Below are 24,131 nucleotides of genomic sequence, written 5' to 3'. Positions count from 1 at the left end.
CTTCGTGCCTCTGCGCACAGGCTTTAGTGTACCCGAAGAGCGCCGCCTAGTCGTCAACCTTCAGAATAGCCATAAAAGCCTCTTGCGGAACCTCCACGTTGCCGATCGATTTCATGCGCTTCTTACCGGCTTTCTGCTTTTCCAGAAGCTTGCGCTTGCGCGTGATGTCGCCGCCGTAGCATTTGGCGAGCACGTCCTTGCGCTTGGCTTTCACCGTTTCGCGAGCGAGCACCCTGCCCCCGATGGCTGCCTGGATGGGCACTTCGAACATCTGGCGCGGGATGATCTCCTTGAGCTTCTCGGCGAGCACGCGTCCTCGATCGTAGGCCTTGTCGCGGTGCACGATGAACGACAGCGCATCGATGGGTTTGCCGGACAAAAGGATGTCGAGCTTCACGAGTTTGGAGGCCTTGTACCCGTCGAACTCGTAATCGAGGCTCGCGTAGCCCTTCGTATTCGATTTGAGCTTGTCGAAGTAATCCATGATGAGCTCGGAAAGCGGTATCTCCCAAAGCATTTCCACCGTCGTCGTCGAAAGGTAGTTCATCGTGACGAACGTACCGCGCCGCGCCACGGTGAGATCCATGACCGCGCCCACGTAATCCGGGGGGATGAGGATTTTCGCTTTCAGATACGGCTCTTCGATGCGCTCGATCTCGCCGGGGTCGGGCATCTCCTGGGGCGAGTGGAGCGAGAGCATCTCTCCGCCCTGCTTGTACACATGGTATTCCACGCTCGGCGCCGTAGCCAGAAGGTCGAGACCGAACTCGCGCTCGAGGCGCTCTTTGATGACCTCCATGTGGAGCAGGCCCAAGAACCCGACGCGGAAGCCGAAGCCGAGCGCGTGGGACTTCTCAGGCTCCCACACAAGCGCCGGATCGTTGAGCGAGAGCTTTTCGAGCGCTTCCTTCAGCGGCTCGTACTGATCGCCGTCTATAGGGAAAAGACCCGTGAATACCATGGGTTTGACCTCGCGGTACCCGGGAAGCGGATTGTCTACGCCCCCATGCGCTGTCGTGATCGTATCGCCCACCTTCACAAGCGATACATCCTTGAGGCCCGTGACCAGATAGCCCACCTCCCCGACCGACAGCTCGGGCATGGGCGTTTCGGCCGGTTTGCGCGCGCCGACCTCCTCGACGAGGGCCTCGGTGCCGGTGGCCATCATGCGCACGCGATCGCCCTTTTTCATGGATCCGTCGACGACTCGCACGAGCGCGACCACGCCGCGGTACGCGTCGAAGTACGAGTCGAAGATGAGCGCGCGCAAAGGCGCATCCGCATCGCCTTCGGGTGCGGGAATGTTGTAGACGACTGCCTCGAGCAGATCGTGCACGCCCTCCCCCGTTTTACCGCTCGCAAGCACTGCATCGTCAGCGGGGATAGCAAGACCGTCTTCAATCTCCTGCTTTACCCGCTCGGGTTCGGCTGCGGGAAGGTCGATTTTGTTGATGAGGGGGATGATCTCGAGGTTCGCGTTCATGGCCATCATGGCGTTCGCGACGGTTTGCGCTTCGACGCCCTGGGTCGCGTCGACCACGAGTACCGCGCCCTCGCACGCCGCAAGCGAACGGGACACCTCGTAGGTGAAGTCGACGTGGCCGGGCGTATCGATGAGGTTGAACTGGTAGAGCTCGCCATCATCGGAGCGGTACTCGACGCGCACGGCCTGGCTTTTAATCGTGATGCCGCGCTCCCGCTCGATGTCCATCGAGTCGAGCACCTGTTCCTTCATGTCACGCGAGGCCACCGTCCCCGTAAGCTCGAGTATGCGGTCGGAAAGCGTCGATTTACCGTGATCGATGTGCGCGATGATCGAGAAGTTGCGAATATGTGAGGGGTCTTGGGTCATGTCCTGTCTTTCAAATGCTTGCCCGTAAAGCACAAGCGCTCAAGCGGGCGTTTTGGAAACTAACGTATTCTAGCGCATCCTGGCAGCAAAAGCGTGCGCCGAGCTGCAAGATCGCATCGCATCGTCGATAATCCAGATTTCAAACGCGCGCGGGTACGTACCAGCGCGGTTTTACAACGGCATCGTCGGTACGGCCGAACCTCTTCGTTGCGCCTATGCGCACCCGAGCGGCTTCGCACCCGAGCAGCAACCGGGACTCGATACCCTTACGCGGACGAGGAAAATGCATGGTTTCAAAGATTCTTCTCGTAAACAGGCACAACGTTTGCTATCCTATCTCATTGCGTGTTCAGCGATACGTTCGTGCGGTTGTATTTCCGCACGATCCGCAGACGTGGCTGCATTGAGGATTCGTCTCGCTGGTCGACCGGTTGGTCCGGGAACAGAAAAAACCTGCTGTTCTCAATCGCGTTTGCAGATTCCGTGCACGATAGCACGGATGTCAGAGGTCCTTCATGGGTCCTTCTGCAAGGCGATCGACCCCGTTTGGCTAGCCTGCGCCGCATCAAACGCTGAACAGGGCCGAAAGGCTTCGGAAGAAAACAAGTTTTGGATTCATTGGAGGAACTACCTACATGGCTAACATCAAAAGTCAGAAGAAGCGCATCAAGACCAACGAGAAAGCGCGCATGCGCAACCGCGCCGTCCGTTCGGAGCTCAAAACCGCGACGCGCGCCGTCCAGGATGCTGTTGCAGCCGAGAATGGTGCCGAAGCATACGCTGCAGCGCTTGCCGCGTGCCGTCTGATGGACAAGGCCGTCTCGAAGGGCGTCATCCACAAGCGCCAGGCCGCCAACCGCAAAAGCGGCATCATGATGCTCGCGAATACGGTTGTGAAACCCGAAGATATCGCCGCTTACAAGCCCGCCGAAAAGAAGAAGCCGGCCGCTGCGGGAACGTCCAAGAAAGCAGCCGCCAAAGCTGAGCGCAAAAAGGCTATGGAGGCCGCAGCCAAGGAGAAGGCCAAGCGCCGCGCCGAAACCGAGAAGCAGCAGAAAGCCGCCGCAAAGAAGAAGGCTGAAGCTGAAGCTGCTGCCGCTGCCGAAGAGGCCGCGGGTGAGGAAACCGCCGAATAGCGCGAAACCGGTTGCTTACTGTACAATTCGAGAACCATCCGAGGTTCATCCGCATATCAAGTGAAAAAGACCCCGTTCGGGGTCTTTTTCATGTCCGCAGGCACTTGCTGGTTCTGAGATCGCATCGAGATCGCTTACTCGGAGATCGGAAAAACCAGCGTGCGAGCACGCTGCGGCAACGCGTTCAGGGAGACACAAAGGCAGCCGAACAGGAAGCGGCCTTCAGGCTCAGCCTCTTTTCGTCACCGCAAGCACCCAATCGAGAAACGCGTCGTTCGCATCGGCTCCGCTTTTCATCGCGCGCTCCGTATCGCGCGCCGAGACAAGCGCCCCTCGCAGCTCTTCGGCCGTATAGCCGCGTGCCCACGCAAGATGGTTCTTCACGCGCCAATCGGGCATTTTCAACGTTGCAGCCAGGCTTCGCTCTGCGCCGCGGGCGGCAAGCGAACGGGCGCAGATCAGCTCGCGCAGGCGCGTGACGCACATAGCGAGCAGCGCATGCGGCGAAGTCGACTCCATGCGCTGCAGGCAGAACAGACATTTTCCGAGGTTGCGCGAGGCGAATGCATCGACGAACTCCCAGGGTTTCACCTCAGCGGTTCTGCTGACGAGCGCCACAACCTCGTGCTCGTTGACCGCATCGGTTCCTCGATGGGAAAGTGCGATTTTCTTGAGCTCACCGTCGAGGTGGACGGTATTCTCGCCCACGAGTTCGATGAGCTTGTTCGCGGCTCCCTCGGTAATGGTGATACCGTGGCCAACGGCAAGCGACCGGATGGTTTTAGGCAGCTCGTAGCGCTTGAGCGGAGCGCAGTCGATGACGGCGGTTTTGCCCAGAGCGGCTACGGCTTTGTACAGACGGGTGTTTTTCGCAAGCTTGTCGGCCACAAGGGCGAGCACCGTTGTCGGCGAGGGTGATTTGAGATACTCGACCAGCGCTTCCGCATCTGCTTTTTTAAGCTTGTCCGCCGCGTTTACGAGAACAAGGCGCGCTTCGCTTGCAAAGGGCATCGTGTTGCAAGCTGCGACGATATCGGCTCCCGCAGCCCGTTCGCCGTCGAACACATCGGAATTGAATGAGAGGTCGCCGAGCTTGGCGATCCTCGCCTTGAGGCGTTTGAGCACCGCATCGCGTTTGAGCTCGTCTTCACCGTTTATCAAATACGCGGTAAGGAGCACATCTGTCTTTTGAGTAGCCATGCAGTTCATTCTACCTTACGCGTCGAAATTTCGAGGGCATCCGAAGTCATTCTGCACACAACATCCCCCGCAAGGTCAGTTCGGTACACGACGCTGCCCGCCTCTTCGAGAACCGCTATCGTTTCCGGTGCGGGATGGCCGTACCGGTTGCGCTCGCCGACGCCGACAAGCGAGATTTCAGGCGAGATGACGGCGGCTGTTTCCTTGTCGATGGCGGCTTTCGATCCGTGGTGGCCGACTTTGAAGATATCGACATGTCCGAGCCTTTCAGCCGTCACCATCTCGTCGAGCTGCACGTCTTCGGCATCCCCGCAGAACAACCCCGTCCAATCGACCGCCCCGTCGCCATCGGCATCGCAGCGCATGAGCATCGTCAGGCTGTCGGCGTTGCCGCCCTCTTCGGCAAACGCATCGGGCCATATGACGGAAAGTTCAATACCGTCGAGCGAAACGGTGTCGCCGACGGACAAGCCTGCAAGGCCGCCCGTCCCCACAAGCTCCTGCGCCGATGTTCGCAGGTCGGCACAGGACGCGCAGGGGCAATCGAGCAGATCCGCCGCTACGCAGACCGACTTTACCCGAACCGTACCGTCGAGCGCGGCAAGCGAAGCGCAGTGATCGTCGTCTGGATGGCTGATAACCACGGCATCGAGTGCATACACCCCGTTGCGAGCAAGCGCGGAAAGCAGCTTCGCATCCTGGTTTCCCGTATCGATGAGGATGGCGGACCCGCCGCTTCTCACGACGATCGCATCACCCTGCCCCACGTCGAGCACGATCACCTCGGTTCCGCGAAACAACGCAGACACGAAGAGTACCGCTGTCAGGCACGTTGCCGCAAGCATTCCCGCCGCCAGCTGCAACGAGGGTTTCGGCCAGGCGAACCATATCAGCGCCGCCGCTGCCGCGCTTACGCCCAACGCAGCCGCAAGCGGGATATCGCACGGGATCGACGCGATCGGAAGGTCGGCGAGTACGCCGATGCCGCCGCAGAACAGATCCGCCGCCGCAACGAGCGCATCGACGAGCCAAGCGCAACCCTCGCCCGCCGCACAGCGCACCCCCACCACCGCAAGGCCCCCGCCGCAGAACAGGACGAAGAACGGCACCGCGTAGAGGTTCGCTACAGGCGAGATCACCGGGATCTGCGAGAAGATCGAACCGGACAAAGGAACGGTCAGCATCCCCGACGATGCCGTGAGCGCAAGCGCTTCGCCCGCCCCCGCAAGCCTTCCGCGCAGCAGAGCCCCGAACCATTCCCGCGCAAGCCCGCCGAATACGACGATACCGCCCGTTGCAAGGACGGAAAGCGCGAACGACGCCGATTGCGCCGTTTCCGGCTGTACGGCGATCATGCAGCAGATGCAGATCGAAAGCGCGTTCAATCCAGACGACCTTCGCCGCGCGAATAGCGACGAGAGCGCGATGGCCGCCATGATAGCCGCGCGAACGCCCGACAGGGGCATGCCGGCGCACACGAGGTACCCCAAGATGAAAACGACCTGCATAAAAACCGCCGCTTTACGGGGCACTCGCATAATCGTGAGCGCCGCTCCCGCAAGCGCGCACACGATGGAAAGGTGAGCGCCCGACACGGCGACCACGTGGGCGAGGCCGACTGCTTTCACATCCTGATAGAACCCGTTCTCTTCAAGCATGCTCCTGTCGCCGAACAGGATGGCACGCAAAAACGCAGCGCCACGCCCCTCGTAGCCGTCGAACACCTTGAGCGCCGCGACGCGTGCTGCGGAAAGCGCGCTTCGCAGGCCAAAGCCGGGTACTTCGGCTAGCTCGCTCGCTGTCGCAATCGCCACGGCCGCTTTGCCGCGGTAGTACGGCCGCGACGCCTCGGGAACCTCAGAAAACCTGACGGCAGCCTCGAACGTCGTACCGTACCGGATGGGGCCGAGCTGCTCAGGGTAGCGCACCGAGACGACTGCCGCAGGTGCAGGCTCGCACGCGAGCACGGCGAAGCACGAGGGGCCGAAATCACCCTCGCGCGCATCGGCAACCGCCTCGAAGCGATAGGTGCCCGCCGGCAGCGAGAGCACCTGCGAGCCGCTTTCATCAAGCACGGCGCTGCGCGCTGTTGCGCACGCCGCGCCGAGAGCGCAGCCAAGCACCACGAGCAGGCCTGTTCGCACAGTCGCCGAGGTGACCCGTACTGCAAGGAGTACGGCGAACAGCACGGCGAGAAGCGCTACGGCCGCAGCGATGCCGATACACGCGGGGCGCTCGAGTTCGCCGCCCGCTGTGAAGAACAGCGCCGCCGACGCCCAAAGCGCGATCGAAAGAGGAACCGCCAAAGAGAGCGACGGACGTACCGGTCGCGCGGGCGGCTCTTCGGCAAGAGCGCATCCAAGCCGCCTTTTCCCCATAGCGCTATCCTACGCATACAAGTTCGGCGAGCTGGGCGAACTTCTTTGCGCCGATGCCCGATACGCGCTGGAGGTCCTCGATGCTTGCGAACGGCCCGTTCGCTTCCCGATCGGCGATGATCTTCAAAGCCGTGGCCTCGCCTATTCCCGGCAACCCATCGAGTTCTTCGGCACCTGCGGCGTTGATGTTCACCTTTCCCGCGATCACCGCGTTGCCTGAAGAAGACCCCTGTCGTCCCGAAGCGACTCCCTGCGCACCTCCTTCCGCAGCCGCTTCCGCATCGGCCGGTGCATCCCCCGTATCGGTTCGATCCGGTACGACGATCTGCTCGCCGTCCGAGACGACGCGGGCGAGATTGAGCACCGAATCCGCCGCGCTGTCGGAAAATCCCCCCGCGGCTTCGATCGCGTCCTGCACGCGTGCGCCCTCGGCAAGCTCGTACATGCCGGGATTCGCGACCGCCCCCGTCACATGGACGCAGATGCCCGGCTCGGCCGCAAGCGCTGCCTCATCGGATGTGTGCGGCTCGGCGGCCTCTTCGGCCTTCACGATTTCTACGGCGTCGTTGGGCATGAGGGTAACGAGGCAGGCCGCCACCAGCGCAACGATTGCGACAGCAGCGATGACGATGCCCGCGATCGACGCGGTTCGCACATCGCTCAGATGCAGTTTGGAACGAACGGATTCTGCGCTTTCGACAAACGGCATGATACCTCCCGGATCTTGACTTCCGAAAGCGTATCAGGCGCATCGTGCGCTTCGAGGATGAAACCCTCACCCGGATCTTACCGAAACCTTGCACGGTACGGAAGCGAACCTTGCACGCTTCGGAGCCAGACGCGGTCTTGCAAGGAATCGCAAACCGCCCGCGCGACGTGAAACAGAGAGCCTACCGACGGGAAGTACGGTCTTTCGGCGACTTGTACGCAGGGCAGCGGTAGTCGCGCACTTCGACGCTCTCGACGATTTCGGCAATCCACCGCTCGATCGGCAGCTTCGATTCGGCCTCCATGACCGCAGAGAGCTTCGCGTGGGTTTCGGGGCTTCGGGGCATGAACAGCGTGCAGCAGTCGGGCGCGTCCTCAGATGAGATGTCGAAGGTGCCGAGCTCTTGGGCCTGCTCGATGATCTCCTGCTTATCGGTGCCGATGAGCGGTCTGAAAACGGGCATGCTCACCGCCGCATCGGTTGCGGCGATGTTCTCAAGTGTCTGCGATGCCACCTGCCCGAGGCTCTCCCCCGTTACAAGCGCGCCTGCCTTCTCGCGCGCAGCCAGCGCTTCGGCTACCTTGAACATGAGTCTGCGGTACATGATCACACGCAGTCCCGGCGGCACCGAGCCGGCTATCTCGCGCTGATAATCGCCGAAGGGTACCACGTACACCCGCGCGATGCAGCCGGTCTGCTCGAGCACCTGCGCAATGTCGTCGACCAAATATTCGCTCGCCGAAGACGTTTGCGGACGCCCCGAAAAGTGCACGCCGATGCAGATGGCCCCGCGTCTGGCCATGCGCCAGGTGGACACCGGAGAATCGATGCCCGATGAAAGCAGGCACATCACGCGTCCGCTACTGCCCACGGGAAGTCCCCCCACGCCGCGTATGCTGCGCGCGTACACGTAGGCCGAACTCTCCACCACCTCGACGCATACCTTGAGGTCGGGATCCTTCATCTTGACGGCCTTTTCGGGAAACGCATCGCACAGGATCGATCCGATGAGCTGGTTCATCTGCATGGAATCGATAGCGAAATCGGTATGGTTGCGCCGTGCGGCCACTTTGAAACTCGCAAACTCGCCCGCCTCGCGCATGGCGCAGGCAGCCGCGCGGCCCATCTCGTCGATGTCGCGCTCGGTCTTATACCCGCACGAGACGCGTGCCGTACCCGGAATGCGTGCGAGCTTGTCTGCGATTTCACACGCCGTTTCGTAGCCGGTGCCTTCTTTGATGAACACGCAGATGCGGCCCGAGATGCGGCGGACGGTTACAATCGAATAGGCGTCGAGCATGGCCTCCACGTTTTTGAGCAGCCGCATTTCGAATGAGGAGCGGTTGTGGCCTTTGAGGCCGATCTCATGGTAGTGGACAAGGCAGATTCTTTGGAACACGGATGTACCCTTTCGCATTCGCGTATGCAGGGCTTCGCGCGAATCGGGCCCCGAACATACCGAAATCCCCTGAGAAGCTCTGCGGCCCAGGGGATTCTCGCACTGTTTCGATCTATCGGTTAGTTAGTGGTTCTTGATATCGATCGACTCGGGATCGAAGGATACTTCTCCCCGTGCGATCTCGTTGAACGCCAAGCTGAGCGGCTTCTTGTCGGCCGCACGGGCGATCTCGACCGCCGTCTGCAGCTGGATGGCGCGATCGCGCTGACCGCGCATCATGTCGTTGATATCGTGCGCGCGCTTGGATGCGAGCGAGCACAGAAGGAAGCGGTCGTTGTCCGTTCTGTCGAGAAGCTGGTCGATCTTCGGTTCAATGATGCTCATAGTGGCTGTAATCCTTTAGTTCGATTCGGCTTGTTCGTCGATGTAGGCGACCAGCTCGGCTGTCGCTTCATCGAGATCGTCGTTTACCAGCCGTATATCATACTCCATTTTGCGGGAAAGCTCCAGAAGAGCGGTTTCCATTCTCTTTTCGATCACATCTTCGGTTTCCGTACCCCTGCCGCGCAAGCGCGCTTCGAGCACTTCGAGCGTCGGCGGCTCGATGAAGATCAGGCGCGCCTCGGGCATGGACGCTCGTACCTGAAACCCGCCTTGCACGTCGATCTCCAAAACGACCTGCTCGCCCCGTGCCATATGCTCTTCAACAGTGGCTCGCGGCGTGCCGTAGCGGCAGCCGTGGACGTTCGCCCATTCGAGCAACCCGTCAACCGAGATCAGGCGATCGAACTCGGCGTCGTCGACGAAGAAGTAATGCACCCCTTCGACTTCGCCTTTTCGGGGAGAGCGGGTGGTAACCGAGACCGAAACCCAAGCATCGTCCATCTCGCGCAAAAGACGGGCCACCAGCGTGCCCTTGCCGGCACCTGATGGCCCTGATATCACAAAAAGATTGCCGTGACGCATGCGTGTTAGCCGAGACGCTCCAGAAGGGCGGACTGCTGACGCTCGCCCAAACCGCGCAGACGGCGGCTCTCGGCGATCTGAAGCTCTTTCATGATCTTTTCAGCCTTTGCCTTGCCGTAGCCCGGCATGGTTTCGATGAGCGTGGAGACCTTCATGCGGCCGACTACCGGATCGTCCTTCATCTCGAGAACCTTCTCGAGCGTGAGCTTTCCGGATTTCAAATCGTCACGAACCTGAGCGCGCTTGATGCGAGCAGCCTTTGCCTTCTCCAAAGCAGCTTGACGCTCTTCGGGGGTAAGCTGAGGGATAGCCATAATGTTCTCTCCTTCTTCTCCAAAAGCAATTTCGAGATAGTAGCACGCAATCAGGAATTATACACAGCAAAACGCCTGATTTTCCGAAAAATTCAGCGCTACAGCACAGTATTTTAGGAATAAGGTGGCAAAAGGGTCGCTTTCGTCGCTCAATCGTTACATTAACCCCAGTACATCAGGTAAAACTAACTTGTTAACTTCATATTTGACATCAAAATGACACCAGAATGCGACCTTGCTTCAACCGTTGTTTGCACGAAGCTCAGCGGTAATGATATGAGTGCTTTCGTCTCTTTTAAACAGAACAGATGTTTCATGTGAAACATCTGTTCGTATTTTGACTGAATGAGACGACTATCGAATACGCGCAAAGCCTGACCGCAAAGCTCGTAGGCGGACGGACGATCGTGTCCGCATCGTATCGGAAACGCGGCAAAGCGTATGCCGAATCGCACGCGACATCACGCGCATCGGCGCGCCGGCGTGCCCGTTAATTGCTATGATAAAAGTTACAATTCTGCCGCGATGCGTTCGAATGCGGCGGCGGGATCGTCTGCTTGGGTGATCGGACGGCCGATGACGATGTGCGAGGCGCCAGCAGCAAACGCTTCGGCGGGTGTGGCTACGCGGCTCTGATCTCCTCTTTCCGCCCCTGCGGGCCGAACGCCCGGCGTGACGATGTACGCTTCGGGCCCGAGGATTTCGCGCAGCTCGGCGGCCTCCTTCGGCGAAGCGACCACGCCCGAGATGCCGGCTTCTTTCGTGAGTTCCGCCAGCACGGCCACCTGGTCGGCCACGGTGCGGTTCACGCCGATCTCCTCGAGGTTTTCTTCGTCCATGCTCGTAAGCACCGTAATGGCGAGCGTCGCAGGCACGTCGAAGCCGTATTCGGCCGCTGCACGCACAGCCCCCTTCTGCGCCGCCCGCATCATGTCGACACCGCCGACCGCATGCATGGTGAGCATATCGGCGCCGTTGCCGGTAGCCGATGCCGAAGCGCCTTCCACCTGATGCGGGATATCGTGGAACTTGAGGTCGAGGAACACCTTGAAACCGCGTTCTTTGAGCGCATAGACGATGGCGGGTCCGTTCGCGTAGAACAGCGTCATGCCCACCTTGAGCCAGGTAGCCTTGCCCTGAAGCTGATCAGCAAGGTCGAACGCCTCGTCGATGCCGCAGTCAAGCGCAACGATGATGCGCTCGCGAGCCGGAATGCTTTCGAATGAACTTACCACTGCAACGCTCCTATCAGTTCGGCGATATCGCCCACACCTTGCTCTTCGCAATAATACTCCATCCCGGCAAGAACATCGAGAGTCGCCGTTGGGTTCGAGAAATTCGCCGTGCCCACCGCAACCGCCGTAGCGCCCGCAAGCATGAATTCGATCGCGTCGGTACCCGAGGATATGCCGCCCATTCCGAGCAGGGGCACCTGCACCGCTTTGTACGTCTCATGCACCATCCGAAGCGCGATCGGCTTGACGGCGGGGCCCGAAAGCCCCCCGACGATGCGGGCGAGCTCGGGCTTGCGCGTACGCGCGTTCACGGCCATGCCGAGCACCGTGTTGATGAGCGAGAGCGCATCGGCACCCGCCGCTTCGGCGGCGCGCGCGATCTCGGTGATATCGGTCACGTTGGGGGTGAGCTTCACGATGAGCGGACGCTTCGTGGCAGCCCGGCACCGTTTGACCACGGTTTCGACGCTCTTGGCGGAGCAGCCGATGGTCATACCGCCCGCATCGACGTTCGGACACGAGATATTTACCTCGTAAGCATCGACAGGCGCTTCCTCAAGTGCTTCGATGACCTGCACGTACTCGTCAAAGCTGTGACCCGACACGTTCACGATCACGGTTGCCGACCGCGCGGCGAGCCAGGGAAGGTCCTCTTCGATGAGATGGGCGACACCCGGGTTCTGCAACCCGATCGAATTGAGCATGCCCGAAGGCGTCTCGGCGATACGGGGCGAAGCGTTGCCCTCCCAGCCGTCGAGCGACACGCCCTTGGTCGTGACCGCACCGAGCGCTGCCACGTCGACGAAGTCCCCGTACTCGCGCCCTGCGGCGAAGGTACCCGACGCGACGGTTACAGGGTTTTTCATGGCGAGGCCGCCGAGGTTGACGCTCATCTGCACGCTCATGCCCACACCACCGTTCCCGCATCGAACACCGGACCGTCGACGCACGCGCGCTTCTTGCCGCCGACCGTATCGACGACGCACGACAAGCAGGCCCCGATGCCGCACGCCATGCGGCGCTCCATCGATACCTCGCAGGGTACACCTGCCGCCTCAGCCATGCCTGCGACGATGCGCATGAGCGGCTCGGGACCGCATACGGCAACGTAGCCGTACGGCTCCCCGTCGGCCGCCGCCTCGTCAAGCGCTTCTTGCACAAGCGAGGTGCAGAAGCCCTCGCGCCCGAAGCTTCCGTCGTCGGTCGCACAGCGCGGCGGCTCTGCCAAAAGCGCCTCGTAGCGCTCGCGGCACGCCAAGGACCCCTCGGACTGCGCGCCTAAGACCACATCGGTTCGCACTCCGCTTGCGACAAGCGCTTCGGCAAGCATGAACAAGGGCGCTGCCCCCACGCCGCCGCCTACGAGCAAAGCGCGTTTCGCCTCGCCGGGCTGCCAGGTGCGTCCCACGGGCCCGATGAGCTCGACGCCCTCATCCCCTTCGGCAAGCACCGTCATGCAATCTGTGCCGTAGCCCACAACCTGGTAGAGGATCTCGAGCACGCCCGCGTGCCCATCGCGCGCGTAGACCGAGAACGGCCTGCGTAGGATATGGTCGTCCATGCCGGGAATCTTCATGTGGACGAACTGCCCCGGCTCTATCGCGCGGGCGATTTCGGGCGCTTCGAGCGCCATCACGTACAGGTTCGGGCCGACGCATTCGTTCATGAGAACGCGCGAGGGTTCGTTGAGAGGAGCCACGTACTTCCTTTCGTCTTCCGGGCCGCCTACGCGGCCCGCAGCAAACGTTTCGACGATTGTAGCACCGCAGCGCGTGCAGAACTACTCCCACTGAGGCAGATCCTGCAGCGCTACGATATCGAGGCCCCCCTCGCGCGATACCTCCATGCCGGTCACCATGGCCTGCGCACCCGCGAGGTTCGTCACCTGCGTGATGCCGTGCTTCACAGCCTCAAGACGCAGCTCGTAGCCGTCGGCGCGCGTGGCGTGTCCGAACGGTGTGTTGATCATGAGCGAGATATCGCCGTTGGCGATAAGGTCGCTCACGTTAGGCTCTCCCTCGTGGATCTTCTTCACCTCTTCGCATTCCACACCCGCCGCCCGCAGAGCTCGTGCGGTTCCGGCCGTGGCGACCACCTTGAAGCCCAGGCGCACGACGTCGCGGGCGATCGATACGATGGCGCGCTTATCGCGATCACACACGCTCACGAACACCGTGCCTCCCTCGGGCAGCGCGTAGCTGATAGCGAGCTGCGTTTTCGCGAACGCCGCCGGGAAATTGCGCGCGATGCCCATGACTTCGCCCGTCGACTTCATCTCGGGACCGAGCACCGTATCGGCGCCCGGGAAGCGGCCGAACGGCATGACGGCCTCTTTCACGCTGAACTGTTCGAGGCGGCGATCGTCGGGCGGCAGATGCAAATCGGCAAGCTTTTCGCCCCCCATGATGCGGGCGGCCACCTTCGCAAGCGGAACGCCCGTGGCCTTCGAGGTGAACGGCACGGTCCTGCTTGCACGCGGGTTCGCCTCGATCACGTAGATCACCTGATCTTTGATGGCGAACTGGATGTTGATGAGGCCGACGACGCCGAGGCGCAACGCCAACCTGCGCGCAATCGTGCGCAGCTGCGCCTGCACGGCTTCGGACAGGGCGAACGGAGGCGTGCAGCAGGCCGAATCGCCCGAATGGATACCCGCCATCTCGATATGCTCGAGCACGCCCCCCACGTACACCTCTTCGCCATCGCAGAGCGCGTCGAGGTCGACTTCAACCGCGCCTTCGAGGAAACGGTCGAGGTATACCGGGTGGTCGGGCGATATCTTGGCCGCCTCGGCCATGTACTTCTCAAGCTGCGCGCCATCGTAGACGATAGCCATGCCGCGTCCACCGAGCACGTAGCTCGGACGCACAAGCAACGGAAAACCGATCTGGTCGGCGACCGCGCATGCCTCTTCAAACGTCGAGGCCATGCCGGCTGCCGGGTACGTGATCGAAAGCTCGTCGAGAATCGCGGCGAACCGGTCGCGGTCTTCGGCGAGGTCGATGGCCTCGGGACTCGTGCCCATGATGGGCACGCCCGCATCGGCGAGCGCGTTCGCCAACTTCAAAGGCGTCTGGCCGCCGAGCGTGACGACCACGCCGTCGGGCTGCTCCACATCGACGATGTCCATGACGTCTTCGAAGGTCAGCGGCTCGAAGTAGAGCTTGTCGGAGGTGTCGTAGTCGGTCGAGACGGTTTCGGGGTTGCAGTTGACCATGATGGTCTCGTATCCCGCCTCGGAAAGCGCATAGCTCGCATGCACGCAGCAGTAATCGAACTCGATGCCCTGCCCGATGCGGTTGGGACCGGCCCCGAGGATCATGGCGCGCTTCTTCGTTTTGGGCGCCACCTCGGTCTCATCTGCATCGTAGGTCTTGTAGTGGTACGCAGTCGTACTTGGGAACTCAGCCGCGCACGTGTCGACCGTCTTGAACGCGGGCAACACGTGGAGCATCTTGCGGCAGGTGCGCACCGTCGTCTCGTCCGAACCCGTGAGATGTGCTATCTGCACGTCCGAGAGCCCGAAACGCTTGAGCAAACGGAAGGCGTCGGCGTCGAGTTCATCGAGGTGGATGCCGCGCAGGTTCTCCTCCACCGCTACGATATCGGCCATGCGCGCAACGAACCACGGATCAATTCCCGTGGCCTCATGCACCTTCTCAACCGTCCAGCCGCGTCGAAGCGCTTCGGCCATGTAGAAGATGCGATCCTGCGTGGGCCTTCCTACGAGCTCATCGAAATCCTCTTCGTCGGGTATCTCGATGCACTTGCCGTCGGCGTTCAGGCCGCCGCGTCCGTTTTCGAGCGAGCGCATGGCCTTGCCGAGCGCCTCTTCGAACGTGCGGCCGATGGCCATGATCTCGCCGACCGCCTTCATGCGTGTGGAAAGCGTATCGTCGGCACCTTGGAACTTCTCGAATGCGAAGCGCGGGACCTTCACAACGCAGTAGTCGATCGACGGCTCGAAGCACGCGGGGGTGGCCTTCGTGATGTCGTTCACGATCTCGTCGAGCGTATAGCCGACCGCGAGTTTGGCTGCCGCCTTCGCAATGGGGAAACCCGTCGCCTTCGAGGCGAGGGCCGACGAGCGCGATACGCGCGGATTCATTTCGATGACGATCATGCGGCCGTTTTCGGGGTTGACCGCGAACTGCACGTTCGAGCCGCCCGTCTCCACGCCGATCTTCTCGAGGATGGCAAGCGAGGCCGCCCTCATGCGCTGGTATTCCACATCGGAAAGCGTCTGGGCGGGTGCGACCGTGATCGAGTCGCCCGTATGCACGCCCATGGCGTCGAAGTTCTCGATGGAGCACACGATGATGCCGTTGCCCGCATGATCGCGCATGACCTCCATCTCGAATTCCTTCCATCCCTCGATGCTTTCTTCGACGAGCACCTCTTCAGCGGGCGAAAGTTCGAGCCCCTGGCTTACGATCTCCACGAGCTCGTCATGGTCGTGCGCGATGCCGCCGCCTGCACCGCCGAGCGTGAACGACGGGCGCAGCACCACAGGATACCCGAGTTCTTCGACGATGGCCTCGGCGTCTGCAACCGAATACGCGTAGCCCGAACGGGCTGTTTCGATGCCGAGCTCGGCCATGCAGTCGTTGAAGAGCTTGCGGTCCTCGCCGCGCTCGATGGCCGCGAGGTCGCAGCCGATCATCTCGACGCCGTAGCGCTCGAGCACGCCCGAGCGCGCAAGCTCGACGGCGGTGTTGAGCCCAGTCTGGCCGCCGAGTGTGGGCAGAAGAGCCTCGGGACGCTCTTTCGCGATGACCTTCTCGACGAACTCCGGCGTGATGGGTTCGACGTAGGTGCGGTCGGCAAGCCCCGGATCGGTCATGATCGTTGCCGGGTTCGAGTTCACGAGCACCACGCGGTACCCGTCGGATTTGAGCACCTTGCACGCTTGCGCGCCCGAGTAATCGAACTCGCACGCCTGTCCGATGACGATGGGTCCCGACCCGATGACGAGGATGGTGCGGATGTCTTCGCGCTTAGGCATGGGCGCCTCCCTCTTCCGGCGATGCACTCGAACGCACCGTATCGGCTGCGCCCGCAACGGGTTTCGCCTGCGTGCCGAACGTCCATCCGGCCAATCGATCGGCCGCGATATCGATATCGAGGTAATCGTCGCGCTCGTCCATGAGGCGCGTGAACGCGGTGAACAGATAATGGGAATCAGTGGGGCCAGGCGACGCTTCGGGGTGGTACTGCACCGAAAACGCCGGAATGTCGAGAAACGCAACCCCCTCGGCTGTGCCGTCGTTGAGGTTCACATGGGTAAGCCGTATGCGGCCGAACCGCTCGTTTTGAACGACGGGCGCGATGTGCGCATTCGCCCAGAACCCGAGATCGTCTTCGTGACCCTTGAACCCGCCCGAAAGCTCCGGCACGAGTTTACCCAAGCTCGGGAACAAAAGCCCGAAACCGTGGTTTTGCGCGGTTATCTCCACGCGTCCCGTGAGCAGGTTCATGACCGGATGGTTGCCGCCGCGGTGCCCGAACTTGAGCTTCTCGATATCGGCACCGGCGGCTTTGCAGATCATCTGATGCCCGAGACAGATGCCGAACACCGGCACCTTTCCGAGCAGCTTTTCAACCTGGGTATACGTGCCTGAAACCGCATCGGGGTCGCCCGGTCCGTTCGAGAGGAACACGCCGTCGGGATTCAGAGCGAGCACGTCTTCGGCGGGAGTATCCCAAGGAACCGCCACAACCTCGCACCCCGCCCGCACGAGGTTTTCGAGGATGGAGCGCTTCGCTCCGCAGTCGTAGGCCACCACTTTGTAGCGCGCAGGGGCGGCGGGGGCTACTGCGAACGCTTGGCTTTCCGGCAGGCCGCTGAACGTATAGGTCTCGGTGCACGAAACGGTTTTCGCAAGGTTCGCTCCAACGATCGATTCGCTCGCCCTGACCTTCGCAAGCAAACTCGCCTCGTCGGTGTCGATCGTCGAGAGGACCGCGCGCTGCGCACCACGGTCGCGCACGTGACGCACCAACGCCCGCGTATCGACGCCTTCGACGGCAACGACGTTATGCTGCTTCAGATAGTCGGGGAGCGAAAGCTCGCTTCGCCAGTTCGACGGCGTCGTGCACATATCGCGCACCACAAGGCCCCTGAGCACAGGCTCGGTTGCCTGCGTGTCCTCGGTGTTGACGCCGTAATTTCCGATCTGGGGATACGTCATGGTGATGATCTGGCCCGCATACGAGGGATCGGTGATCACTTCGAGGTATCCCTCGAGCGAGGTGTTGAAGCAGATCTCGCCGTAGACCTCGCCCTCGGCCGCACACGCCGTGCCGTACAGCACCGTGCCGTCCTCCAATGCGAGGGCAGCTGCTCCCCCCCGCGCCTTCGATGTGCCCTCTAACAACTGCTTGATTAGTTCGCTCAAAACCCTTTCCTTCCGCATCAGGCAACAGCCTACAAAAAAATGCGCCCATCCAAAGACGCAGGCGCACGAATGCTTGAAGACTATGTTGCGCACCTTGTCGGCCTCCCGGACCGCCTTTAAAGGTCGCCCGTTAGTATACCCCTATTCCGCGTATACGATAGGAGAAATGCAGAAGTAAGGAGGTGCGGCAGGAAGTTGGACCGCCGGCAGGCGGTCCACGACCGATCGAGCGGCCCCCGCGGGGGCCGCGAGGAGGGAGCCGCATGTACACGGAAAGGGAGAAGGTCCGCTACGTCGAGACGATGTGGGCCGAGGGGCTCACGCCCCGCGCCGCCGAGCGGAAATGGGGGACCCCGTCCAGGGAGTCGCTGAGGCGGTGGCTGGAGCAGGCCGAGGAGGGCTCCCTGCCGGCGGAGATGCCCAGGGTGAAGGGGCGCGCCGAGCACGCGCCCCACTCCCGCTACCCCGAGGCCACCAAGGCGGAGGCCGTCCGCCTCTACGGCCTCGGGGAGAAGCCCGCGCACATCGCCCGCCGCCTCGGCATCGCCGAAGCGAGCATAATATCGGTCTGGAGCAGGAAGGCCCGCAAAAGCGCTATCATGTCCGAGACCGGCGCGGAGGGCGCGCCGCGCGAGGACGAGGGGGCGAAGCCGGGCATGGGGCAGGCGGCGGGATCGGACGACAGGCGGATCGAGGCCCTCCGGGCCGAGCTCGAGGAGGCGCTCTTCGAGGTGAGCGTCTACAAGGAGCTGATGCGCGACCCAAAAGCCGCAAGCCCGGCGAGCCTGTCGAAGAGGCGGCTCGTCGGGTTAGGCGAGAGGCTGAGGCGGGACTGCGGGTGCTCCCTGGCCCGGATCTCGACGTTCTTGGGAATCTCGAAGAGCACCTACCTCTACCACCGGGCGAGGCTCGATAGCCCGTCCGGCATGACGGACGGGGGCTTCGACGGGGCCGTGGCCGCGGCCTTCGCGGAGAACGGCGGGATCTACGGCTACCGCCGCCTCAAGGCGGCGCTGGAGGCCGGCGGCGTCCGCGCGCCCGAGCGCAGGGTGCGCGAGTCGATGGCGCGCCAGGGGCTCGTCGCCCGGTGCTCCAGGTCGGAGAAGAGATGGAGCTCGTACGCGGGCGAGGGGTCGGACGCGCCCGGGAACCTGCTGCTCGGCGAGCACGGGAGGCACGACTTCTCGGCGGACGCGCCCAACGAGCTGTGGCTCACCGACATCACCGAGATGCGGGGGCGCGACGGCAAGTGCTACCTGTCCGCCGTCGTCGACTGCTTCGACGGCAAGGTCGTCGCCTGGCGCGCCTCGGAGAGCCCCAACGCCGAGCTCGCGAACTCCACGCTCGCCGACGCGATAGCGACGCTTCGGGAGGGCCAGCGTCCCGTCATCCACTCCGACCGCGGCGGGCACTACCGCTGGAAGGGGTGGATCGCGCTGTGCGAGGGGGCCGGCCTCGTGCGCTCGATGTCGCGCAAGGGGCACAGCCCCGACAACGCGGCGTGCGAGGGCTTCTTCGGCCGGGCGAAGGTCGAGGCGTTCCATTCGCTCGTGCGCGCGGGGGCGCCCGTCGCCGAGATATTCGAGGCCGTCGCGCGCTACATCACGTGGTACAATGACGGCCGCCTCAAGACGTTCAGGGAGAACGGGAAGAAGGCCACCTGCGAGACCATCGAGGGCCGCCGCAGGAGGCTCGGGCTGGCGGCCTGAGCAGTCCAAGAATCCTGCCGCACCCCCGTAAAAGGGTTTTGTGCAATTTTATGCAGAAAAGGAATCGGGATATGCGCAGGTGTCGGCATCCGCGCATCGCAAAGCGGCGATTCGACACCATCGGAAGGCCGTTTTCGCAAAACAATGCAGTATCAAAATAACGGAGCGGTCTCGCCTGCCCGAAGGCAGTCAGTTCGTACCTCTGACGGTTGAATCGAAACAACGGCGCAGTCTCGCCCGCCCAAAGCCGTTTCACGATATGTACTCACAAGCAGGGTTTACGCCAGCTATAGCATCGAAATCCGATCGAAACCCAGATGAGCATCGTTACGGCGCGATGCTGCCGCCGAACAGGACATCATCGAACGGCGCTCACCCAAAAAGGCAACCGCCCACACACGTGAAACGCCCCGCTGCGATTCGCAGCGGGGCATCCGGCTAAGCAGGATGTGAGCGAAGCGGCCTACAAGCCCATTTCGCCCTTCAGCTTCGCAAGCTCGTCGTCGACCGCGGCATCGTTGCCTGCGCTTGCATACTTCTCCTCGAGCGCCGCAGCTTCGTCAGCTGGTGCCTGGTCGAGCTCGTCCATCGCGTTCGCCTTATCGAGCATCGCATCGGCCTTGGCCTCCATACGGTCGAAGGCGCTCATGGTGCCAGCGGTCTTCTCGGCAGACGAAGCGAACTCGTTCATCTTCTCTTGGGTCTTGGCAACCGACACCTTGGCCTTGATGGCCTCGCGGCGACCGTTGAGCGTTTCGATGTCACTCACGAGCTTGTCGTGCATCTCGCGCATTTTCTTCGCGTTCTCGTGCGCCGCATCGTATGCCTGCTTGAGATTTTCTCCCTTGGCTTCGAACTCCTGCTTCTTCGCGAGAAACACGCGCGCATCCTCTTCGCTTCCCGCCTCGAGCGCTTTGCGGGCAAGGCCGTAGTAGCGGGCGACTTCGGCTGTGTTCTCGTCGACAAGGCGCTTCGTGCGCGTTTCTTCGGCCATGACCCCGGCGGTTTCCTGCTTGACCTCAGCCAAGCTTTCAGTCAGATCGCGCATGTACTGGTCGATCATCTTCGAGGGATCTTCCGCCTTGTCGAGCAGATCGTTTATGTTGGCTTTGATAATGTCGGTAAAACGGTCTAGCATGCCCATGGTCATTTCTCTCCTGTCTGGCCTTCGGCCGGTTTCTGTTCCTCGTATTTCTTCGCGAGGTTCTCTACTTCCTGATCGCCGAATTTCTCAAGCGGCGTAGTGAGTATCTGCTCGGTGTGCTGGCGCTCGAGCTCTTTTTGCTTGCTGCGGTTTTTCACGATGGCGAACACGATGCCTGCCACGATGATAACGGCAAGGCACACGGCGATGGGCACAAGGGGCGATTTCGTTACCGTCATGATGCGCTTGCCCGTGTCCTCGAAAGCTTTGGAGAATATCTCCTCCTCGCTGAGCGAATAATCGTTGTAATATCGATCAAGGTAGTCGGCCAGAATACCGACGGCCTCATCATCCATGATCGTCTTCGCTTGCGAGCCGACCGCGTACCCGGCATTGAAGCCGCCGTTGCCGTCATCGCAGAACACGAGCAGAAAATGCGCTTCGTCGGTAAAGAGCTCGTCGTAGAGCGCTTCGGCCTGTTCGGTGAGCTTTTGTACGGAGGTGACCGAGCCGTTCTTCTCTATGTACAGGTACGGCTGCACGCCGGTTTCCTTGAAAAACGCCTTCATACCTTTCTCGAGCACAGAAGCGTTGCGGATCCAGTCACCGTCGTTGTCGGTATAGTAGCCGGTCTCGTCAACAGCAGACGAAGGCAGCGCCTCGCGTTCGACCGTGGAAGCGGGCGCGCCCGCCGCACCCGAGCCGCTGCATTGGGTGAACAGCGCACCGACCATGCCGATGACAAGGAGTACGGCGAAGATTATAGCGATGGTGCGGCATCCGCAGCCGGAACTCGAGCCCGAGCTGCCAGGCGCAGGTCCGCCCCCGCTCGGAGGCATGCCGCCTGTCGGGCCTCCGCCCGAACCGCCGCCCGAGAAGCGGGGCATGGGGATGAACACGGGGAAATGTCCGCCACCGCCGCCGAAAGGAGAGCCGCCGCTGCGTCCTCCACTGGAAAAGCCGCCGCCGAAAGGAGAGCCGCTGCGCCCGCCGCCAGAGGATCTGCCGCCGGAAAAACCGCCCGAAGATCGGCCTCCCCCGGAAAAGCCGCCGAACGACCGGCCGCCGCCGGAGAATCCGCCTCCCCCGCTTCTTCCTCCGCCAGACCTGCCCATCGCTCTCCTTCCCGTCGAATTTCGCCATTCTACCATGAGCCGAGCAGCGCACATCCGCATGTCGCCCGAAATCCAAAGCCCGCACCAAACTGTTGCTTTGCAGATCGGGTGCGTCTCCCCTGCTGATACGCTGCGCTTTTCCCGCTGCTCAACTCGGACTCATTGCAAAAACCAATTCGAACAGCCATACTTCGAAACGAGGGAAGTTCGCCTGCGCGACCCTGCGCCTCGGCGCTCGCAGACGCGCATCCCGCACGCAGCCGTTTACACCGAAAGGAGCTTTCATGGCCAAGATCCGCGAGGAATACGTAGACTACAACGGCTTCAAAACCTATTGCAAGATCGTAGGGGAAAACCAACCGGGGAAAAAGACACTGCTCGTATTGCACGGCGGTCCGGGCGATTGCCACAACTACCTGCTCACCTACGCAGAGCTGGCCGATCGGTACGGCCGCCAAGTGGTGTTCTACGACCAGATCGGCTGCGGAAAATCAATGATCCCCCACCAGGACGACGATTTCTACACCTACGATTTATGGGTCGACGAGTTCTATACCGTACGCAAAGCGCTCGGCCTCGACGACATCCACCTGTTCGGCAATTCCTGGGGCGGCATGCTCGGTATGCTGTGCATGATGAAGGATGATTCCGGCGTGAACTCGTTTGTGATCAATTCCTCGCCCGCGCGCATCGCCACGTGGCTTTCCGAGGCGAATCGCCTCATCAAGTACATGCCCGAAGACATGCAGAAAGCCATCGCAGAAGCCGAGCGCACCGGCGACTACGAGACCCCCGAAGCGAAGGCCGCCTACGACGAGTATTACATGCGCCATGTGGTGGGCCTGTACGAAAAGGACTATCCTGATTTCATCAGCGAATCGTTCGCCGGCGTCGGCGAATGCTACGAGATCATGCAGGGCGCAAGCGAATTCGTAGTCACGGGCAAGATGAAAGACTGGGATGTCCGCGAAGGCGTGAAGGACATCAAGGTGCCGTGCATGGCACTTTCGGGCACCGACGATGAGGGAACGCCGCTCGTCGTCAAAGAGGGCGTCGACCTTATCCCTGGATGCGAATGGGCGCTCATCCAAGGAGCACCCCACATCGCCAACGTCACACATCCCGACGAATGCCTTGAGGTCGTGGAGGATTTCCTCAGCCGCCACGAGTAGGGCAGCGACTGCATAACGACAGTCCAGCGGGGCGCTTCATTTCGGAGGCGCCCCTTTCTTTCGCAAGCAAGACGAAGCGCCGTGGAACGCGGGCGATCGTGAAACCCCATCCTTCGCCAGCGCCCTCACTCGTACCCCGCGGCAATCGTCAACACTCGTACCCCACGGCAAGACCCAGCTGTCTTCTGAGCTTTAGCTTACGGGCATGGTAATCGGGCACGCGCACGCGCCCTCGCTTTCCCAAATGCCGACGAATCGCATCGGCTATCGTATCGGTCGCGACAAGACTATCGAGCTCATCGTTGGTGATTTCGATAACCGTCCACCCCATGGACACGAGCGCATTCGTTCTGCGAGAATCGCCGATACGGCTCTCTTCGCCCGAATGCGACTCCCTGCTTTGGTATTCCACATCGAGTTTCGCATCCGGCCAACACAAATCGCAGCGAAAGCTTTGCTTTCCCGTGATCGCCCGGGCAGCCGAACTCGCCTGTACCTCGTAATTCATGCGCGGTACACCGAGGCCATACCCGCCATGCATATGAGGCAGTCCGAGCACGAGCGCCTGCTTCGTTTCGCGAGCCGAGGCTGAGCCGTCGGCAACGTAGCGCAAGCTCCGCATGGCCTTTTGCGCTCCGCCCAGCGAGGCGTTTCGTGAAACGAAATCGCGCAGTCCCCGCACGGAGGCAAGGGGTGCCACATTGTAAGCGGATTCGACTCCCGTCCGACGTGTTTGGTACGTTCCGCATAATTCGTACGCCAACTCCTGTATACCAACTGCATGCTTCTCATGGGAAGCCATATGGACAAGAGACAAAGCGGGAGCTGCCGTGTATACGCCCTTCGCAAGCCGATAGAACGATGCACCCGAAAGCGGCGTTGACAGCACATGTTCCTTGAAGCTATGCGAAAGACGTCGATGACCGTCGTCACCGACCAAAACATGAATCGGCTGATCAATGTGCACTCGCGGGTGCGCCGATCGAAGACGATCGATGATGTCAGCATACTCTTGTTCGTTCGGCGCGCAATCGGGAAGACTGCGTTTGTCGCCAAGCACCGCGACCCGTTGCTCTGGAGACGTCGTTCTCAGAATCTGCAACGCAGTTCCATATGCGAAATAAACCCTTGCTCTGTCCATAGGCGCACACCCCTCACAAGCCCTCGTACGGGAGGAAATTGCAAGCGTAGACGGGAAACGAGGGCTCGGTTTCTGTTCGGGCTGCTTCGCGATCGCGAAGAGCGCCTGCATCAACTTAATAAGAAAATCAATATAGCACCCGAAGCGGCTTCGTAAGTTCTAAAATGGCACGCGAAGCGGCTTCGTAGCCCAAAAATTGCCGCCGTGAAGCGTTTTTTGGTTTTAATGCATCAGCAAGATGCGCAAGCGAAAGGCTTTCGTTT

The 24,131-nt window shown here is 61.5% G+C and carries 19 protein-coding genes; 3 read left to right on the top strand and 16 right to left on the bottom strand.

All coding sequences use genetic code 11. From position 1 onward, the window contains the following. Positions 1-46: 46 nt before the first annotated feature. The gene (lepA, locus tag FJE54_RS11815; protein ID WP_139652965.1) at positions 47-1,852 is read right to left on the bottom strand and encodes a translation elongation factor 4; all 1,806 of its coding nucleotides are present in this window, start codon (positions 1,850-1,852) and stop codon (positions 47-49) included. Positions 1,853-2,487: 635 nt separating this feature from the next. Here lepA and rpsT point away from each other — a divergent pair. After that, entirely contained in the window at positions 2,488-2,988 is a 501-nt protein-coding gene (gene rpsT, locus FJE54_RS11810; RefSeq protein WP_139652964.1) for a 30S ribosomal protein S20, read from the top strand. 228 nt (positions 2,989-3,216) lie between these two features. Here rpsT and holA read toward each other — a convergent pair whose 3' ends face one another. The 12 genes from holA to carA all read right to left on the bottom strand — a co-directional run bounded on the left by holA (position 3,217) and on the right by carA (position 17,587). Continuing rightward, entirely contained in the window at positions 3,217-4,188 is a 972-nt protein-coding gene (gene holA, locus FJE54_RS11805) for a DNA polymerase III subunit delta (RefSeq protein WP_139652963.1), read from the bottom strand. Positions 4,189-4,193: 5 nt separating this feature from the next. Then, entirely contained in the window at positions 4,194-6,566 is a 2,373-nt protein-coding gene (locus tag FJE54_RS11800) for a ComEC/Rec2 family competence protein (RefSeq protein WP_139652962.1), read from the bottom strand. Between the two features lie 4 nt (positions 6,567-6,570). Then, positions 6,571-7,275, bottom strand: coding sequence for a ComEA family DNA-binding protein (locus FJE54_RS11795; protein WP_139652961.1), 705 nt, complete (start codon positions 7,273-7,275; stop codon positions 6,571-6,573). Positions 7,276-7,456: 181 nt separating this feature from the next. Next, entirely contained in the window at positions 7,457-8,692 is a 1,236-nt protein-coding gene (gene thiI, locus FJE54_RS11790; protein WP_139652960.1) for a tRNA uracil 4-sulfurtransferase ThiI, read from the bottom strand. A 105-nt stretch (positions 8,693-8,797) separates the two neighbouring features. Continuing rightward, positions 8,798-9,058 carry a DNA-directed RNA polymerase subunit omega gene (locus tag FJE54_RS11785; protein WP_139652959.1) on the bottom strand — a complete coding sequence of 87 codons (261 nt, stop codon included), beginning with the start codon at positions 9,056-9,058 and terminating at the stop codon, positions 8,798-8,800. Positions 9,059-9,073: 15 nt separating this feature from the next. Then, entirely contained in the window at positions 9,074-9,640 is a 567-nt protein-coding gene (gmk, locus tag FJE54_RS11780) for a guanylate kinase (protein ID WP_139652958.1), read from the bottom strand. Positions 9,641-9,645: 5 nt separating this feature from the next. After that, positions 9,646-9,954: an integration host factor, actinobacterial type gene (gene mihF / locus FJE54_RS11775; RefSeq protein WP_139652957.1), complete on the bottom strand. Its 309-nt coding sequence runs from the start codon at positions 9,952-9,954 to the stop codon at positions 9,646-9,648. Positions 9,955-10,463: 509 nt separating this feature from the next. Next, a complete protein-coding gene (gene pyrF, locus FJE54_RS11770) occupies positions 10,464-11,189 on the bottom strand; it encodes an orotidine-5'-phosphate decarboxylase (RefSeq protein ID WP_139652956.1) in 726 nt (241 codons plus the stop codon). After that, complete coding sequence (locus FJE54_RS11765; protein WP_139652955.1) at positions 11,183-12,094, bottom strand: dihydroorotate dehydrogenase; 912 nt, start codon at positions 12,092-12,094, stop codon at positions 11,183-11,185. The genes pyrF and FJE54_RS11765 overlap by 7 nt, the downstream gene beginning before the upstream one ends. Then, a complete protein-coding gene (locus tag FJE54_RS11760; RefSeq protein ID WP_139652954.1) occupies positions 12,091-12,888 on the bottom strand; it encodes a dihydroorotate dehydrogenase electron transfer subunit in 798 nt (265 codons plus the stop codon). The genes FJE54_RS11765 and FJE54_RS11760 overlap by 4 nt, the downstream gene beginning before the upstream one ends. Positions 12,889-12,969: 81 nt before the next feature. After that, the gene (carB, locus tag FJE54_RS11755; protein WP_139652953.1) at positions 12,970-16,194 is read right to left on the bottom strand and encodes a carbamoyl-phosphate synthase large subunit; all 3,225 of its coding nucleotides are present in this window, start codon (positions 16,192-16,194) and stop codon (positions 12,970-12,972) included. Continuing rightward, complete coding sequence (gene carA / locus FJE54_RS11750) at positions 16,187-17,587, bottom strand: glutamine-hydrolyzing carbamoyl-phosphate synthase small subunit (RefSeq protein ID WP_139652952.1); 1,401 nt, start codon at positions 17,585-17,587, stop codon at positions 16,187-16,189. Before carA ends, carB begins: the two co-directional genes overlap by 8 nt. 263 nt (positions 17,588-17,850) lie before the next feature. On the opposite strand from carA, the gene FJE54_RS11745 reads away from it, so the two are divergent. Continuing rightward, positions 17,851-19,296 (top strand): IS3 family transposase, encoded by a 1,446-nt coding sequence (locus FJE54_RS11745; RefSeq protein WP_139652951.1) that lies wholly within the window; start codon positions 17,851-17,853, stop codon positions 19,294-19,296. Between the two features lie 463 nt (positions 19,297-19,759). Here FJE54_RS11745 and FJE54_RS11740 read toward each other — a convergent pair whose 3' ends face one another. Further along, complete coding sequence (locus FJE54_RS11740; protein WP_139652950.1) at positions 19,760-20,440, bottom strand: PspA/IM30 family protein; 681 nt, start codon at positions 20,438-20,440, stop codon at positions 19,760-19,762. Positions 20,441-20,442: 2 nt separating this feature from the next. After that, positions 20,443-21,555 (bottom strand): hypothetical protein, encoded by a 1,113-nt coding sequence (locus FJE54_RS11735; RefSeq protein ID WP_218971929.1) that lies wholly within the window; start codon positions 21,553-21,555, stop codon positions 20,443-20,445. Between the two features lie 284 nt (positions 21,556-21,839). Between FJE54_RS11735 and FJE54_RS11730 the strand changes: the two genes are divergently transcribed. Then, positions 21,840-22,727 (top strand): proline iminopeptidase-family hydrolase, encoded by an 888-nt coding sequence (locus FJE54_RS11730; RefSeq protein WP_139652949.1) that lies wholly within the window; start codon positions 21,840-21,842, stop codon positions 22,725-22,727. A gap of 148 nt (positions 22,728-22,875) precedes the next feature. On the opposite strand, the gene FJE54_RS11725 is transcribed toward FJE54_RS11730, so the two are convergent. Beyond that, positions 22,876-23,616: a putative endonuclease domain-containing protein gene (locus FJE54_RS11725; protein ID WP_255467413.1), complete on the bottom strand. Its 741-nt coding sequence runs from the start codon at positions 23,614-23,616 to the stop codon at positions 22,876-22,878. Positions 23,617-24,131: the final 515 nt, after the last annotated feature.

This window comes from Raoultibacter phocaeensis (assembly GCF_901411515.1).
Taxonomy (GTDB): Bacteria; Actinomycetota; Coriobacteriia; order Coriobacteriales; family Eggerthellaceae; genus Raoultibacter; species Raoultibacter phocaeensis.
The sequence above is the reverse complement of the archived record's forward strand: the minus strand, read 5'-3'. Positions and strand labels throughout refer to the sequence as shown.